This is a genomic window from Ancylobacter sp. FA202 (genome assembly GCF_000380205.1).
In the GTDB taxonomy this organism is placed as follows: domain Bacteria; phylum Pseudomonadota; class Alphaproteobacteria; order Rhizobiales; family Xanthobacteraceae; genus Ancylobacter.
Map to the genome: position 1 here is coordinate 213,801 of NZ_KB904818.1, position 15,558 is coordinate 229,358.

17 protein-coding genes and 1 tRNA gene are annotated in these 15,558 nt (G+C 66.7%); 13 read left to right on the forward strand and 5 right to left on the reverse strand.

Going from position 1 to position 15,558, the window contains the following annotated elements:
* Positions 1 to 7: 7 nt before the first annotated feature.
* The 3 genes from A3M1_RS0100895 to A3M1_RS0100905 form a co-directional block, all read right to left on the reverse strand.
* Complete coding sequence (locus tag A3M1_RS0100895) at positions 8 to 274, reverse strand: SemiSWEET transporter (RefSeq protein WP_018387063.1); 267 nt, start codon at positions 272 to 274, stop codon at positions 8 to 10.
* An 84-nt stretch (positions 275 to 358) separates the two neighbouring features.
* Positions 359 to 1,042, reverse strand: a complete 684-nt coding sequence (locus A3M1_RS0100900) for a Fe2+-dependent dioxygenase (RefSeq protein ID WP_018387064.1) — start codon at positions 1,040 to 1,042, stop codon at positions 359 to 361.
* An 86-nt stretch (positions 1,043 to 1,128) separates the two neighbouring features.
* Complete coding sequence (locus A3M1_RS0100905) at positions 1,129 to 3,438, reverse strand: TonB-dependent siderophore receptor (protein ID WP_018387065.1); 2,310 nt, start codon at positions 3,436 to 3,438, stop codon at positions 1,129 to 1,131.
* 327 nt (positions 3,439 to 3,765) lie between these two features.
* Between A3M1_RS0100905 and A3M1_RS0100910 the strand changes: the two genes are divergently transcribed.
* The 3 genes from A3M1_RS0100910 to A3M1_RS0100920 all read left to right on the forward strand — a co-directional run bounded on the left by A3M1_RS0100910 (position 3,766) and on the right by A3M1_RS0100920 (position 6,320).
* Positions 3,766 to 4,752: a tetratricopeptide repeat protein gene (locus A3M1_RS0100910; protein ID WP_245261540.1), complete on the forward strand. Its 987-nt coding sequence runs from the start codon at positions 3,766 to 3,768 to the stop codon at positions 4,750 to 4,752.
* A gap of 20 nt (positions 4,753 to 4,772) precedes the next feature.
* Positions 4,773 to 5,162, forward strand: coding sequence for a hypothetical protein (locus A3M1_RS0100915; protein WP_018963929.1), 390 nt, complete (start codon positions 4,773 to 4,775; stop codon positions 5,160 to 5,162).
* Positions 5,163 to 5,354: 192 nt separating this feature from the next.
* Entirely contained in the window at positions 5,355 to 6,320 is a 966-nt protein-coding gene (locus A3M1_RS0100920) for a diacylglycerol kinase family protein (RefSeq protein ID WP_018387068.1), read from the forward strand.
* A gap of 54 nt (positions 6,321 to 6,374) precedes the next feature.
* Here the strand turns inward: A3M1_RS0100920 and A3M1_RS0100925 are convergent, their stop codons facing one another.
* Positions 6,375 to 7,109 (reverse strand): SIMPL domain-containing protein, encoded by a 735-nt coding sequence (locus A3M1_RS0100925; RefSeq protein ID WP_018387069.1) that lies wholly within the window; start codon positions 7,107 to 7,109, stop codon positions 6,375 to 6,377.
* Positions 7,110 to 7,479: 370 nt separating this feature from the next.
* Between A3M1_RS0100925 and A3M1_RS0100930 the strand changes: the two genes are divergently transcribed.
* From A3M1_RS0100930 to A3M1_RS0100975, 10 genes are all read left to right on the forward strand, one after another.
* A tRNA-Ile gene (locus A3M1_RS0100930) sits at positions 7,480 to 7,555 on the forward strand.
* A 179-nt stretch (positions 7,556 to 7,734) separates the two neighbouring features.
* The gene (locus tag A3M1_RS0100935) at positions 7,735 to 8,034 is read left to right on the forward strand and encodes a hypothetical protein (protein WP_018387070.1); all 300 of its coding nucleotides are present in this window, start codon (positions 7,735 to 7,737) and stop codon (positions 8,032 to 8,034) included.
* A 190-nt stretch (positions 8,035 to 8,224) separates the two neighbouring features.
* Positions 8,225 to 8,455 (forward strand): hypothetical protein, encoded by a 231-nt coding sequence (locus A3M1_RS0100940; protein ID WP_018387071.1) that lies wholly within the window; start codon positions 8,225 to 8,227, stop codon positions 8,453 to 8,455.
* A gap of 56 nt (positions 8,456 to 8,511) precedes the next feature.
* Complete coding sequence (locus A3M1_RS0100945; protein WP_018387072.1) at positions 8,512 to 8,841, forward strand: hypothetical protein; 330 nt, start codon at positions 8,512 to 8,514, stop codon at positions 8,839 to 8,841.
* Positions 8,842 to 9,175: 334 nt separating this feature from the next.
* A complete protein-coding gene (locus A3M1_RS0100950) occupies positions 9,176 to 9,484 on the forward strand; it encodes a hypothetical protein (RefSeq protein WP_018387073.1) in 309 nt (102 codons plus the stop codon).
* An 87-nt stretch (positions 9,485 to 9,571) separates the two neighbouring features.
* Entirely contained in the window at positions 9,572 to 11,404 is a 1,833-nt protein-coding gene (ilvD, locus tag A3M1_RS0100955; RefSeq protein ID WP_018387074.1) for a dihydroxy-acid dehydratase, read from the forward strand.
* Between the two features lie 123 nt (positions 11,405 to 11,527).
* Positions 11,528 to 11,833 (forward strand): alkylphosphonate utilization protein, encoded by a 306-nt coding sequence (locus A3M1_RS0100960; protein WP_026221072.1) that lies wholly within the window; start codon positions 11,528 to 11,530, stop codon positions 11,831 to 11,833.
* Between the two features lie 80 nt (positions 11,834 to 11,913).
* Positions 11,914 to 12,213 carry an HdeA/HdeB family chaperone gene (locus A3M1_RS0100965; protein WP_018387076.1) on the forward strand — a complete coding sequence of 100 codons (300 nt, stop codon included), beginning with the start codon at positions 11,914 to 11,916 and terminating at the stop codon, positions 12,211 to 12,213.
* A 313-nt stretch (positions 12,214 to 12,526) separates the two neighbouring features.
* Positions 12,527 to 12,871: a hypothetical protein gene (locus A3M1_RS0100970; RefSeq protein WP_018387077.1), complete on the forward strand. Its 345-nt coding sequence runs from the start codon at positions 12,527 to 12,529 to the stop codon at positions 12,869 to 12,871.
* 187 nt (positions 12,872 to 13,058) lie between these two features.
* A complete protein-coding gene (locus A3M1_RS0100975) occupies positions 13,059 to 15,131 on the forward strand; it encodes an ATP-dependent helicase (RefSeq protein WP_018387078.1) in 2,073 nt (690 codons plus the stop codon).
* 198 nt (positions 15,132 to 15,329) lie between these two features.
* Here A3M1_RS0100975 and A3M1_RS25600 read toward each other — a convergent pair whose 3' ends face one another.
* Positions 15,330 to 15,557, reverse strand: coding sequence for a helix-turn-helix transcriptional regulator (locus A3M1_RS25600; protein ID WP_026221074.1), 228 nt, complete (start codon positions 15,555 to 15,557; stop codon positions 15,330 to 15,332).
* Position 15,558: the final 1 nt, after the last annotated feature.

The window sequence follows — 15,558 nt, forward strand, 5'->3', positions numbered from 1 at the left end:
CCCCCGCTCAGCCATAGCGCAGCTTGAGCGACAGGATGCCGGCCAGCAGGACGAGGGTCACGGCATTGGCCATGATGACCGGAATCGAGCCGATCAGCACGCCGTAAACCAGCCAGAGCGCGACGCCGGCGGCAAATGCCAGATAGGCGATGAGCGAGAGGTCGCGGGTCTCGCGCGTGCGCAGGATCTTCAGCGCCTGCGGCAGCCAGCACAGCGTGGTGAGCAGCGCCGCGACGCCGCCGATCAGTTCGGTGGAAAGGGAGGAGCCGACCATGCCATTCGCCTCGCGCGGCGCCTTGCCGCCGGGCGGCGGTTCCCACGCCTGCCGGCTCCTGTCAATCGCGCGGCGCCGGGGCTGTCAGAGCTCGGCCCAGTGGCGCAGCAGGTTGTGATAGACATTGGCCAGCGACAGCACGGACGGGTCGTCGTCCGGCAGCCGAGCCCGCGTGCCCATGATGGCACGGTCGAGGTCATAGAGCATGGTGCGGCGCTCCTGGTCCTTGATCATCGATTGCGACCAGAAGAACGAGCCCCAGCGGCTGCCGCGGGTGATCTCGTTGACGCTGTGCAGGCTGGAGGCGGGATAGACCACCGCATGGCCCGCCGGCAGCTTCACCTCATGGGTGCCATAGGTGTCCTCGATCACCAGCTCGCCGCCATTATAATCCTCCGGCTCGGTGAGGAAGATGGTCGTGGAGACATCCGCCCGCATCCGCATGCCGGTGCCGGGAATGGCGCGGATCGCGCCATCGACATGGGCGCCGAATTTCATGCCGACATCGTAGCGGTTGAACATGGGCGGCAGCACACGCAGTGGCATGACAGCCGAGTTGAAGATCGGGTTGCGCCCCAGCGCCCGCAGCACGATGTCGCCCAGTTCGGCCGCCTCTTTCGACTCCACCGGGATCTGCAGGTTGAGCTTGCCCAGCGCCGCCTGCTGCCCGGCGGTGACGCGACCATCGACCCAGGGCGAGGCCTCCAGCACGCGCCGGCAATGAGCGACTTCGTCCGGGGTGAGGATGTCGGGAATCTGGATCAGCATGGGTGGGTCCGTTCAACGAAAAGAGGGGGAAAGCCGGATGAGCGGCCTTCCCCCGAGATGAGACGGTCAGGTCTTGAAGGCACTCGTCAGAAGGTCGCGCCGACGGTGAGGGTGAAGGTGCGGCCCGAGGACGGCACCGCCCGGTTGCCCCAGCCGGCGACGTAGTTCAGTTCGTCGGTCAGGTTGTAGGCGTTCAGCGCGATGCGGTAATTCTCGTATTCATAGGAAACCAGCGCATCCAGCGAGAAGGTCTCCGGAATGATCGCGGTGTTGGCGCTGTTGGTGTAGTATTCGCTGGCATAGGTGATGCCGCCGCCGACCAGCAGCTTGCCGGGAATCTGGCTCAGCACATCCTTGGTCAGCTCATAGGTCGTCCACAGGGTGAAGTTGTTCTCCGAGACGAAGGGAACCTCGTTGCCGACGTAGTCTGCGGTAGTCGAGGTTTGGATCTCGCTGTCATAATAGGCGTAGCCCGCCTGGATCACCCAGGCGCGGGTAATGTTGCCGGTAACGCCCAGTTCGACGCCCTGCACCCGCTGGTTCTCGCCGGTCTCCACCGTGTCGAAGGTGAAGGGGTCGACATAATACGCGTTGCTCTTGTCGACCCGGAACAGCGAGCCGGTGAAGCCGAGCCGCCCGTCCGGGGTCGAGACCTTGAAGCCGATCTCGTAGGTCTCGTTCTCTTCCGGCTGAAGGTTGTTCTGCGTCGGATTGACCACGGTGATGTCGTTGGTCGGGAACATGCCCTGCGGCGAGTAGGAGCGCGCCCAGGAGGCGTAATAGGTCTGGTTGGCGCTCGGCTCCCAGATGATGCTCGCCTTGGGGCTGGAGAACTGGGTCGTGCTTTCGGCATCGGTCCAGCTATTGGTGCCGTTGGCGCAGGTCGAGCCCACGCACCAGAACCTGTAATCGGCCGAATAGGTGTCGTAGCGAATGCCGCCCAGCACCGAGAGCTGCTCGGTCAGCCAGATCCGGTCGCTGACGAAGGCGCCGAAATCGGTAGCCGTCGATTCACGCTGGCCGTTATTGCCGAGAGGGTTCGGGTAGAGGAAATAGCCCGTGGTGTTGGCGTAGACCGGGTTCCAGATCGTCGACGTGCCCTTCGACCCGTTCACCGAGATCAGTGTGCGCTCGTCATCGACGAAATACATGTCGATGCCTGCCACCACTTCATGGCGCAGGAAGCCGGTGTTGAACTTGGCGATGGCGGTGGTGACGTTCTGGCCCGACCAGCTGGTCTGGTCGAAGCCGGGATTGCCGCCGCCGAAGGCGATCGCCGGGTTGTTGCCGGCGAAGAACTGGCCGGTGCAGGTCCCCTCATACTGCTCGGGCGTCGGGTTGGTCACGCCAGTCGGGCTGTTGGAGCAGCCAGCGACGCTCGTCGCGAAGTCGCGGGTGTAATAGCCGACGCGGGAGTCATTGGTGATGGTGAGCCAGTCATTCACCTCGCGCTTGTAGTTGGCGGTGAACATGTTGGCTTCGGTGTCGTCGTGGTCCGTCACCTTGCCGTAGAAATTGGTGCGCGGAACGCCCCACTCCGTCACCGGCTTGCCGAGCGAGCCGTAGCGCACCGCGTCGCCATAGCGTGGCGTTACGATAGGCACGCCGTAATCGGGGGTGCGCGAGCCGTTCTGGTAGAGATAGTTCAGGTGCAGGGTCTGGTCGGTGCCAAGGCCGAAACCGAGATCGGCCATCAGCCCGTAGCGGTTCGATTCGACATGGTCGCGGTCGGCCACGTCCTGCTCGTTCACCATGCCGACGATGCGGAAGGCGGAGGTGTCGCTGAGCTGCTTGTTAATGTCGAACACGCCGCGATAGAGCGGCCCGGTGCCGAACTGGCCCTCGAAGTCGTACTTGTCGCCGATATGCGCCTGCTTGAGCGTCGAGTTGACGACGCCGCCGGTGGTGCCGGCACCGAAGCTCTCGGAGGACGGGCCCTTGATGACCTCGACACTCTCATAGGCGAAGCTATCGCGGACATAGACGCCGAAATCGCGCAGGCCGTTAATGTAGACGTCGCCCTTGGACTGGAAGCCGCGAATGCGGAACTGGTCGCCATTCATGCCGCCGCCGCCCTCGCCGATGCCGACGGTGACGCCCGGCACATTGCGCAGCGCCTGCTCCAGCGTGGTGACGCCCTGCTCCTGCATGGTCTGCTGGTTGATGACCTGCACGACCTGGGGAATGTCCTGGATCCGGCCGGGCAGACGCGAAATGCCGGTCGTGCCCTCAAGCGTGTTGTCCGGCGCGCTCTCGCCCTCGACCGTGACCGTCGGCAGATCCTCCTCGGGTGCGGGCGCGGCGGCTTGCTGCGCCTGCGCGGAGAACAGCGGCAGCGTCGACAGCGTCACCGCCAGGCCGGCCGTCCAGGCGGCGTTATGAGAAGTATCCCGCAATGATCGCAATGTCTTCATTAGATCCAAGCCCCTAATGTTTCTTATTTTTGCCTATTATCTACGATTGTTAACGCCTTCAAACGTTATGTTTTTTACGTATTCCAACGTAGAAATTGTATATCGATTCAAAACTGTTGTTTTTAATTGTTAAAACTTGAATATAATGCACAAACTCTGACGAAAACTACCCTTGAGATTAGGCGCTATAAGGATATTAAGCGCTGGTGGCACCCCGGGACGGCGCCGCGACAGCGCGCAAAGCGGCAGGACGGGATGGGGAACGGCTGGATTTCCTTCACAGAGTTGACACAAATTGGCCCCGAACTGTTGCGCGCGCGCATCAGTGAGAACCCCGCCGCCGCCGCCCGTTGGGTGGAAGCGGCGGCGCTGGCTGGCATCGTCAATGCCCAGATCGCCTGGGGGCAAATGCTGGTTGACGGTCGCGGCGTGGCGCGGGACCCGGCCGCAGGGCTGCGCTGGTTCCAACTCGCCGCCGCCGCCGGCAGCACTGACGGGATCAACATGGTCGGGCGCTGCCATGAGCTCGGCTGGGGCGCGCCCATCGACCCCACCCGCGCCGCCGCGCTGTACCGGCAGGCAGCGGAGCGCGGCCATGGTTGGGCGCAGTTCAACCTCGCCACGCTGCTGCTTGATGGACGGGGCGTCGCCGCCGACCGGATACAGGCTCTGCACTGGTACGTCCGCGCCGCCCGTAATGGAGAAGCAGACGTCGCCGCGAAGGCGGCCACCATGATCGGGCGCTCGCTCGAACTTGGCTGGGAACGTCCGGCCCGCCCGGCAGCGGCGCTGCGCTGGTATCGCCGGGGCGCCGAGGGCGGGGATTATCGCGGCCAGTTCGACTATGCCCGCCTGCTTCTGGAGCGCAGCGGCCGGGTCGACCTCGCCGCGCCATGGTTCGCCCGCTGCATCGAGGTCGGCGTGCCGGCCTTCTGCCGGCATGTTGGCGTCGCCCTGCGGCAGGCGCCGCACCCGGAACTGCGGCGCCTCGCCCTGCGGGCGCTCGAACGCGCCACCCTGAGCGGCGAGCCGGCGGATCTGCGCGTGCTCGGCGGGGCGCTGGCGGAAGGGCTGGGCGGCAAGCCTGACCCGCAAGGCTCGGCCGTCGCCTTCCGCCGCGCCCGCGAGGCGGAGGCGAGACGGATGACGGACGAAGCTGCTTTGGCAGCATCTCCCGCCCCTTTGCCGGACCGTATCCCTCCGGTCGGACGTCGGGTGCAAACACCGCTTTCGGCCCTGGGCCGGCTCTTTGGGCTCTCCCTGAGCCGCCGCCGACCAATCACAAATAAGTCATAGCCTTCCGGGGGGCCTTGCGGGTGAGCGCCCTCGGCCCGCGCGGCCTGAACAGCAACAACAGCGCCACCATCGGCGGTGCGCAGGCCGTGGATGTGGAGAGCCGCGCCCGTCTGGGCGGCCCGCGTGGCCTGCGTGCCAGCGCCGACGTTGATGTCGGCGGCGAGAACACAGCCGCCATTGGCATCGGCATCGGCATTGGCGGTGGCGGCGGCGGGAATCCTGGCGAACCTGGTTCGCCCGGCGGACCTGGCACCCCGGGCGGCCCCTCAGCCGGCGGCACCGGCGCGGGGACGGGAGCCGGCAGCTCCGACATGGCGGCCAAGAAGCTGCGCTGCACCGGTGTCCTGTCCGAGCCGCGCGCCTATGATTCCGGCATCGTCGCCCTGTGCCGCGATCTCGTCGGCGGCTGACCCAACCTAAGCCTGCACGAAGGCCGCCCCGGCGTAAACCGGGGCGGCCTTTTTTCGCCGGGGCGGCTTTTTTCGCCGGAATCCGGCCCTCCCCTCGCAGATGCGCAAACTTCATGCTTCCGTTAAGGGAACGTCTTTGCACCGCCGCGATTGCAGGGGAGTATCGCGTGGCTCCCCGAATCCGGTTCCCCCATGGCCCAGCTCCTCGTCCTCCTGAACGCTAATGCCGGCACGCTGCTGGACCGCAATGCCGAGGAGGTGCGCCGGCACATCGCCGACGGGCTCGACGGCGGCGGGCGGAGCGTCGAGGTGAAGCTGCTGCGCGGCAAGGAGCTGGTGCAGGCGATCCGCGCCTCCGGCACGGGCGAGCACGACACCGTCATCGTCGGCGGCGGCGACGGCAGCGTGAGCCTGGCGGTGCAGAGCCTTGAGGGTTCCGGCAAGACGCTCGGCATTCTGCCGCTCGGCACGCTCAATTTGCTGGCTACCGATATCGGCATGCCGCGCGAGCTCGACGCGGCGCTCCTCGCCCTCAGCGAGGCGAAAGTGGCGGAGATCGACCTGGCGACGCTGAATGGGCGGCGCTTCCACACCATTTCCGGCATGGGCTTCTTCAGCCAGATGGCCCGCGCCCGCGAAACTGCCCGGCGCTGGAAACTCTGGCGCTTTCTCGCCGTTGCGATCGCCGCCGTCTATGCGCTGCGCCGCAGTGGCCGCTTCGACCTCGACGTGACAGTGGATGGCACGCCGCACCATTTCCAGGCTTTTGCCGCGCTGCTGTCGGTCAACCGCTTCACCGGCCCAGGCTGGCGGCGCAGCCGGCTCGACGAGGGCGTGCTCGAACTCACCGTCGCTGAGGATCGCGGCGGGCTCGCCCTGCTGAAGGCCGGGGCCGACATGGTGACGGATAATTGGCGCGACAATCCCGGTATCATCAGCCTGACCGGCCGTGAAATCGTGCTGCGCCGCGCCAATCGTGCCCGTGCCTGGGTCTCGACCGATGGCGAACTCGGCCGCGAGGACATGCCGCTCACCTATGCCATCGTACCGCGCGGGCTCAAGCTGCTGATACCGCCCGCCGCGCCGGGCGAGCCGGCGACCCTGGCGGAGGCAACGGCGGAGGCCTCCGGCGCGGCGCCCGAGACGGCCCGGCCGTGAGCCCCTTTTGCCGAGTTTCCGCCTCGGTCGGCGCCCGCAGGCCCGCCTTCTTCCTCAGAGCGGCTCGATCTCATAGACCACGGTGACGCCGGCGCGCACCTGCGTCTCGCCGGCCTCCACCGGCACCGAATCCATCTTCTCCGCCCGCGCCGCCATCATCATGCGCGGCATCGGCCGGGGGCCGGCGTCGCTGGCGATCGACACCACCCGCACCAGCCGCACCCCGGCAGCCTGGGCGATGATCTCGGCCTGGTGGCGCGCCTCTTTCACCGCCTCGGCCCGAGCGGTGTCTTCCAGCTTGGCGGGATCGGCGATGTCAAAGGCGATGCCGCTTATCTGGTTGGCGCCGTTGGTCACAAGCTGGTCCAGCAGATCGCCGAGCTTGCCGAGATCGCGCAGCCGCACCGTGACGGCATTGTTCACCTGATAGGAGGCGATGCGAAGCGGGTCGCCCTCCTTCTTCTGCGGTGCGTATTGCGGCTGCACCGAGAAGCCTGATGTGGAGATGTCACGCGGTTCGACGCCCGCCGCCTTGATCGCCTCGATCATCGTCGCCACGGCGGCGGAATTGGCGTCGAGCGCCTCGCGCGCCGTCTTGCCCTCACTCACCACGCCAGAGGTCAGCGTCGCCATGTCGGGCACCGCGCTGGCCAGGCCTTCGCCGGAGACCGAGAGCGTCGCCCGCCGGGCGTTGGGGGCGAGGTCCTGCGCGGCGAGCGGCGACAGGCTGGCGACGAGCCCGGCGGCACCGAGAAAGGCAGCGCAGGCGGTGGCGCGGAGAAACTTCATGTCTTTCACTTCCTTGAAACTGCCGGGACAGGCGTCGGTCGGCCGGCATGTCCCTGAGCTGACGCACTGACGGTGCGGCACGCCAGAGCACCGCGCGAAGGCGGCGGGATTGCGGCGGCGACGCCGTCAGCCGCACCGGGATGGGTCGCGGCCGCGCTGCAAGCCGCGCTGCGCAACGTCGCAGGGCCGCGTTGCGGCGGTCGCGCCAAGCCCAGAGCCCCGAGCCCCGAAACGGACCCGAGCGCACGTCTTTCCCGCCGGAGCGCTCCCTTCCCTCACGCCAAGGTGGATGGCCACCGCGACGCAGTTGGCGCGGGCGCATCGCTTTGCTAGTTTCCACCGCCCGCGCCGCTCCACAGCACCGCCGGCCGGGCCTGTAGCTCAATGGTTAGAGCCGACCGCTCATAACGGTCTGGTTGTAGGTTCGAGTCCTACCGGGCCCACCATTATTTCAACGACGTGCCGAATTTTCGCCTGCCGCGCTTCGCGCGGGTTCAGGTGCGGCCGCGTCCCGACAAGCTTCCCACAAGCTTCCATCATCACATCCTGTGATGCTCTCGCCAACGGGAGCGACCTGCGGCGCGGGCAACGCCCGGCGCAGAGCGAGTGATTTTCAGGAGGCATCATGAAACTCTATCCGGGCCTGAAAGCTCTCGTCATTATCGGTGCCGGTATCGGCGGCCTGTGGGTCATGCGCGGCGATGCCCCCGCCACAACCGCTAGGTTGAAATGCGAGAGCCACCTTGAAACCGCGACAGGCCACGATCTCAGTGCTGGCGAGGTCTCCGCGATGACGGTTACCGGCGACGCGCAGAACGGCAAGGTTCAGGGCGCCTTCATACGCAACGATGAATTGCGATCCGCTGTGTGCGAATTTGAGAACGCCCGCACGACGCGCGTCGCGATCGATGGAAAGACGCAATAGATGAAAGTCATGGCCGGCCATTGATTGCGAGGTTTGCCGGCTCTCCCGCCGCCAATGTCGCAGAGACAACCGTCCTGATCCGCCACGCCGTCGTCAGGTCCCGCAGTCCGCCGGCCGAACGTCGCCCGCCTTCGCCGGGAACAATCTCGTTCACCAATTGTTAACGATTGTTGCAACGGGAGGTCGCTCCATGCTCGCGCATAAATTCGACATCGACTCCTCCAGCCTTTCGTTCGATCGGCAGCAGGGACGTCTGGCCATGAAGCTGCAGCCGGTGGTTCCCGACTACGACGAAGCTGCGGTGCTGGTGCATGGCTGGGGCGTCATGGCCGGCTGTCCGCAGGTCCGCCGGCTGGTCGTTGACGTGGTAGAGGTCGATGCCGTGCCGCTGCCGTCCATGCCTGCTCGGCATGCGTCCTGACGGCGGAACCCGGTCGTCAGTACCGCGTTTCCCCTTCATCACGAAGGAGCAAAATCATGGCCACCTCTACCGACCTCGCCACCCTCTCGCGCGATCTCGATGTCCTCCGCCGCGACGTGGCGAAGCTGACCGGATCGCTTGCCAGCCAGGGAGGCGACAGTGTCCGACGCTACGCCAGCCGCTACGCGCGTCAGGGCGCTGCACGGGCCGGCGCGGCTTTGGATTATGCCGCGCATGGTGGTGCCGACCTGCTGGAGGAAGCCGGCGGCCACGCCCGGCACGCGGCCGACGAAGTGGCGGCGCAGGTCCGCCGGCATCCGGCCATCGCGATCGCCGGCCTGTTGACGATTGGGCTGATCGCCTATTTGGCCTCTGGGCGTCGCTAGGACGTCCGGCGCTGGGCTGCGGCCTGAGTCCCAACCCGGCACAGCCTTCCTTCTCAAATAGGGCGCGGCAGGCTGATCGTGCCCCTGCGACCGTCTCTGGATGCAGGGGTAGCCGCGCTTCCAGGACCGATGGGAGGAGGAGAGACGAGCGTCTCCCCCTCCCTTTCCTTTTGGGGCACGCAAGGCCACGATCCGCGACGCCGCGTCAGTGCCCGCACGGCGGCGCGCGCGCGTGTGATCGCCTCCGCCAGCGGCGGCACTTGACCTTCGGCACCCCGGCGTCATTTCGAGGGCGACGCTCCGCCCATGGAGAGAGAAACGACGAGGCCCGATAATGCATACCCCTTCCGTCACCTCCGCCTGGCTGGCGGCAGCTTTTGCCGCCCTTTTCGGTCTTTCCCTGCCCGCCGCCGCGCAGTCCATGCCCAACTCGCTCACCATGAGCTGCGCGCAGGCGCGGGCGCTGGTGCAGCGCGAGGGGGCGGTGGTCATCGGCACCGGGCCGAACCTCTATGACCGTTTCGTCACCGATGCCGGCTATTGCCAGTCCCAGCGCTCCAAGCCGGCCTGGATCGCCACGCGGGACAATCCCCAATGCCTCGTCGGCCAGCTCTGCCGCGAGCGGCGCTTTCGCTGGCGTTGAGGCCATGCCGGGGTTCCGCACCTCCTAAACGGTTGCGCGATACGCCGACGGGGGGCATAAGCGCGGCAAAGAGTTTGGAGGAATTCCATGCCCGCCTATCGTTCCCGCACGACCACCCATGGGCGCAACATGGCCGGCGCGCGCGGCCTCTGGCGCGCCACCGGCATGAAGGACGGCGATTTCGGCAAGCCGATCATCGCCGTGGTCAACTCCTTCACCCAGTTCGTGCCCGGCCATGTCCATTTGAAGGACCTCGGCCAGCTGGTGGCGCGGGAGATCGAGGCGGCGGGCGGCGTCGCTAAGGAATTCAACACCATCGCGGTCGATGACGGCATCGCCATGGGCCATGATGGCATGCTCTATTCGCTGCCCTCGCGCGAACTGATCGCCGACAGCGTGGAGTACATGGTCAACGCGCACTGCGCCGACGCCATGGTCTGCATCTCCAATTGCGACAAGATCACCCCCGGCATGCTGATGGCGTCGCTGCGCCTCAACATCCCGACCGTGTTCGTCTCCGGCGGCCCGATGGAGGCCGGCAAGGTGGTGCTGAACGGCAAGACCAAGGCGCTCGACCTGGTCGACGCCATGGTCGCCGCCGCCGACGACCGAGTGTCCGAGGAAGACGTCGCCGTCATCGAGCGCTCGGCCTGCCCGACCTGCGGCTCCTGCTCGGGCATGTTCACCGCCAATTCGATGAATTGCCTCACCGAGGCGCTCGGCCTCGCTCTTCCGGGCAATGGCTCGACGCTGGCGACGCATGCCGACCGCAAGCGGCTGTTCGTCGAGGCCGGCCACACCATCGTCGATCTCGCCCGCCGCTATTACGAGCAGGACGATGCCAGCATCCTGCCGCGCTCGGTGGCGAGCTTCGCCGCCTTCGAGAACGCGATGACGCTCGACATCGCCATGGGCGGCTCTACCAACACCGTGCTGCATCTGCTCGCCGCCGCCCATGAGGGCGAGGTGCCCTTCACCATGGCCGATATCGACCGGCTCTCGCGCCGCGTGCCGGTGCTGTGCAAGGTCGCCCCGGCGGTGCCTGATGTGCATGTGGAAGACGTCCACCGCGCCGGCGGCATCATGGGCATTCTGGGTGAGCTCGACCGGGCCGGCCTGCTCGACACCTCGGTCGGCTCCATCCACGCCACCTCGCTCGGCGCGGCACTGGAGCACTGGGATGTAAAGCGCAACGCAAGCGAGGCGGTGCACGAGTTCTTCCGCGCCGCGCCGGGCGGGGTGCCGACCCAGGTCGCCTTCAGCCAGGCCGCCCGCTATGACGAAATCGACCTCGACCGCGAAAAGGGCGTGATCCGCGACCTGGAGCACGCCTTCTCCCGCGATGGCGGCCTCGCCGTGCTCTACGGGAACCTTGCCGAGGATGGCTGCATCGTGAAGACGGCCGGCGTCGACGAGAGCATCCTGAAGTTCACCGGCACCGCCCGTGTGTTCGAGAGCCAGGACGACGCCGTCTCCGGCATTCTCGGCAACCGGGTGAAGCCGGGCCAGATCGTGCTCATCCGCTATGAGGGTCCGCGCGGCGGGCCGGGCATGCAGGAAATGCTGTACCCGACCAGCTATTTGAAGTCGAAGGGCCTCGGCAAGGAATGCGCGCTCATCACCGATGGCCGCTTCTCCGGCGGCTCCTCGGGCCTTTCGATCGGCCATGTTTCGCCGGAAGCGGCGGAAGGCGGCACGATCGGGCTGGTGCGCGAGGGCGATGTGATCGAGATCGACATCCCCAACCGGCGGATCCACCTCGCGGTGGACGAGGCCGAACTCGCCGCCCGCCGCGAGGAGCAGCAGGCCAAGGGCTGGGTTCCGGCCGAACCGCGCAAGCGCAACGTCACCACCGCGCTCAAGGCCTATGCCGCGCTCGCCACCAGCGCCGCCAAGGGCGCCGTGCGGCAGATTCCCTGAGCGGGCAATGACCCGATGGCCGCGCCAACCGCGCCGGCTGTCAGCCGCAACAGCACAGGAGGCGGGGCCGCGGGCTCCGCCTTCTTCGCTTCGATCCTTTGAAGACGACCCATGGAGGCCCGCATGGCCGACGAAGACGACGCCTATGTCTATGACGAAGCCACCGGCGAATGGCGCCCGGCCTCGGAAATGAAAGCGGCCGCCACCGCCGCGCCGGAAGTGCGCGATGCCTCCGGCACCGTGCTGGTGGACGGTGATTCCGTCGTCCTCATCAAGGACCTGAAGGTGAAGGGCGCCGGCCAGACGCTGAAGCAGGGCACGGTGATCAAGACCATCCGCCTCACCGATAATCCGGAGGAAATCGACTGCCGCTTCGAGGGCATCAAGGGCCTGGTCCTGCGCACCGAATTCGTGCGCAAGCGCGGCTGAGAGGGCGGGGCCGCGTGGCGCGCGGCGTGGTGGCATGGTAGCTTTCGGCGTGCCACCGCTCACCCCCCGCAGGTTGATCCATGAGAAAGCTTGTCCTCTCCTTCGCCCTTGCCGGCGCTGCCGCCGCAGGCCTGCCCCACGCCGCTCTGGCGGATAAGATCGACCTCTCCACCACGACCTGCGCGCAGTTCCTGGAGAGTGACAAGACCGAGATCATGCTGACGCTGGCCTGGCTCGACGCCTATTACAAGGATGTCGACGCGCCGCCTGTCATCGACACCGACAAATTCGTCGAGAATGCCGGCAAGCTCGGCGAATATTGCGCCGCCAATCCCACGATCGGCCTCATCACCGCCGCCGACGAGATGTTCGACAACTGAGGCGCTCGCGGGGGCGGGCCGTCGCGGGACGCCCTCACTTTAGTATCGACGACACTTTGTCCGATCAGCCTGCGGCGCGGGCTGGTCGGCGCTGGCTTTCCTCTGGCGTAAAAACGCCTCGCGACGAGACCCCGTCCCGGCGCCTTTGCCGGTGTTATTTTCATGTATCACCGGTAATATCTGGTGCAACAGACGCATAATGACTACCATTTTGCAGTCGAGTGGTAGCAATTTAAGGCAGAGATAACATAACTTATCTCGGAACCATACGTAATCTTCAGGATTATTCCTCACACAAACCGGAGGATATCCTATGATTAACGTCAAGACGACTTCGGCGGCCGTTCTCGCCGCGATGCTTGCTCTCAGCGCCCCGGCTTTCGCCCAGAGCTCCGGCACGGGCGGCTCATCGTCGAGCGCTGGCGCTTCAGACTCGGGCAACACTGGCGGCTCGGCGACGGGCAATTCGGGCACCACCGACAGCACTGCCGGCGGCATGAACCCCGCTGCGGGCTCGGGCATGAACTCGTCGGAAGGTCGCAACACCACCTCCGGCACCATGGGCACGGATGCCGGCGCGACCGCCCCGGCCAATGCCGACCGGCCGGACGACACCAGTTCCAACCGCGACTGCACCAGCCAGCAGACCCCCTGCTGATCGCGCGCAACCGTTGCTTTACTGGAAAGGCCGCCTCTCCCCGGGGCGGCCTTTTTCGTTTCGGAAGAGGGGCTGAGAGGCATGGCGACCCCTGTTCCTACCGCCCCTCCACGTGCGGTGCGATTGGAACAAAACGCGAAACGTGCTCTCTGGGCAGGAGGTTCCCCACCCGGAGATTCGTCCGCCCATGCTCCCCGCCGCCTATCTCGACCGGCTCAACCCGCAGCAGCGGCGCGCGGTTGAACATGGCATCGCCGGTATCGGCGAGGTGATTGGCGGGCCGCTGCTCGTCATTGCCGGGGCCGGCTCGGGCAAGACCGACACCCTCGCCCATCGCGTCGCCCATCTCATCGTCAACAAGGCCGATCCGCGCCGCATCCTGCTGCTCACCTTCTCGCGCCGGGCGGCAGCGGAGATGGCGCGCCGCGTCGAGCGCATCGCCGCAAAGGTGCTGGGCCCCGACGCCAGGGCACTGACCGAGGGGCTGAACTGGGCCGGCACCTTCCACGGCATCGGCGCCCGCCTGCTGCGCGACCATGCGCTGGATATCGGCCTCGACCCGAACTTCACCATCCACGACCGTGAGGACAGCGCCGACCTCATCAACCTCATCCGCCATGAGCTCGGCTTCTCGAAGACCGAGAAGCGCTTTCCCACCAAGGGTACGCTCATCGCCATCTATTCCCGCGCGGTGAACGCCGAGCAGAAGCTGGAGGAGGTGATCGGCCGCGCCTTCCCGTGGTGCGCCGGGTGGAGCGGGGAGCTGAAGGCGATCTTCTGCGCCTATGTCGAAGCAAAGCAGCGCCAAAACGTGCTCGATTACGACGATTTGCTGCTCTATTGGGCGCAGATGATGGGCGAGCCGGCGCTGGCCGCCACGGTGGCCAGCCGGTTCGACCATGTGCTGATCGACGAATATCAGGACACCAACAAGCTTCAGTCCTCGATCCTGCTGGGTCTCAAGCCGGACGGGCGCGGTCTGACCGTGGTCGGCGACGACGCGCAGTCGATCTATTCCTTCCGCGCCGCCACGGTCCGCAACATTCTCGATTTCCCCGGCCATTTCACGCCCCGTGCCGATACCATCATGCTGGAGCAGAATTACCGCTCCACCCAGCCGATCCTCGCCGCCGCCAATGCGGTGATCGATTTCGCCAGCGAGCGCTACGCCAAGAATCTCTGGTCCGAGCGCGCCGCCGGCGAGCGCCCGGTGCTGGTGAGCGTGCGCGACGAGATCGAACAGGCCAATTTCATCGCCTCCCGCGTGCTGGAGAACCGCGAGGACGGCATCGTCCTCAAGCAGCAGGCGGTGCTGTTCCGCGCCGCTCATCACAGCGGGCCGCTGGAGGTGGAGCTGACCCGCCGCAACATTCCCTTCGTGAAGTTCGGCGGGCTGAAGTTCCTCGATTCCGCCCATGTGAAAGACGTGCTCGGCGTGCTGCGCTTCGTCGAGAATCCGCGCGACCGGGTGGCGGGCTTCCGCGTGCTGCGCCTGCTCTCCGGCCTCGGTCCCGCCACCGCCGGGCGCATTCTCGACGCGGTCGATGCCGCCGGCACGTTGGTGCCGGCGCTGGAGGCGGTGACGCCCCCGGCCCGCGCGGAAAAGGAATGGCCTTCCTTCCTCGCCATGGCCCGTGAGCTGAAGGCGAACAGCGCGGGCTGGCCGGGCGAGCTCGACCTAGTGCGTGCCTGGTACGAGCCACTGCTGGAGCGGCTGCACGAGGATGCCGGCAGCCGGCAGGCCGACCTCGTGCAACTCGCGCAGATCGCCGCGAGCTACCCCTCCCGCGCCCGCTTCCTCACCGAATTGACGCTCGACCCGCCGGACGCTACCAGCGCCGAGGCCGGGCCGCCGCACCGCGACGAGGATTATCTCATCCTCTCCACCATCCATTCCGCCAAGGGGCAGGAATGGAAATCGGTGTTCGTGCTCAACGCGGTGGATGGCTGCATCCCCAGCGATCTCGGCACTGGCACGCGCGAGGAGATCGAGGAGGAGCGGCGCCTGCTCTATGTCGCGATGACGCGGGCGAAGGACAGCCTGCATCTGATGCTGCCGCAGCGTTTCTTCACCCACGGGCAGGCCGCGCGCGGCGACCGCCATGTCTATGCCGCCCGCACCCGCTTCATCCCGCCCACCATCCTCGGCCGCTTCGCCATGGCCAGTTGGCCACCCGCGCAGGCCGACGCCACCGGCCGCCAAGGCGAGCCGCGCGCCGCCGTCGATATCGGCGCGCGGATGCGGGCGATGTGGAAGTAAGGGGCTGTTTTCCGTTTCCCTCGCCCACCCCGCGGCCCTCATCCCCGGGCTCGACCCGGGGACCCAGCCCAGCCACCGGCGCGGCGTGTGAAAGCCTGGGTGGCCGGGTCAAGCCCGGTCGTGAGGAAGGTTATTGGCGAGTGCATGAACGAGCCCCGCGCCGGGGCGAGGCGTTGCACGGCATGCAGCGCGATGGCTTCAGCGTATCCGCACCCCCGGCCCATGCTCGCCGCGAGGAAGCAGCATCACGCCCGCATCCTGCAGGGTACGAACCAGCAGGGTTTCCGTGCCCCGGTGCAGCACATGGCGGTGCCGCTCGAAATCACGCACCGTGCTACGGGAAACGCCGGCGCGCTCGGCCAGATGCTCCTGCGTCCAGTCGAGAAGCCCACGTGCCGCGCGGCATTGTTCGGGCGCAAGTTCCATC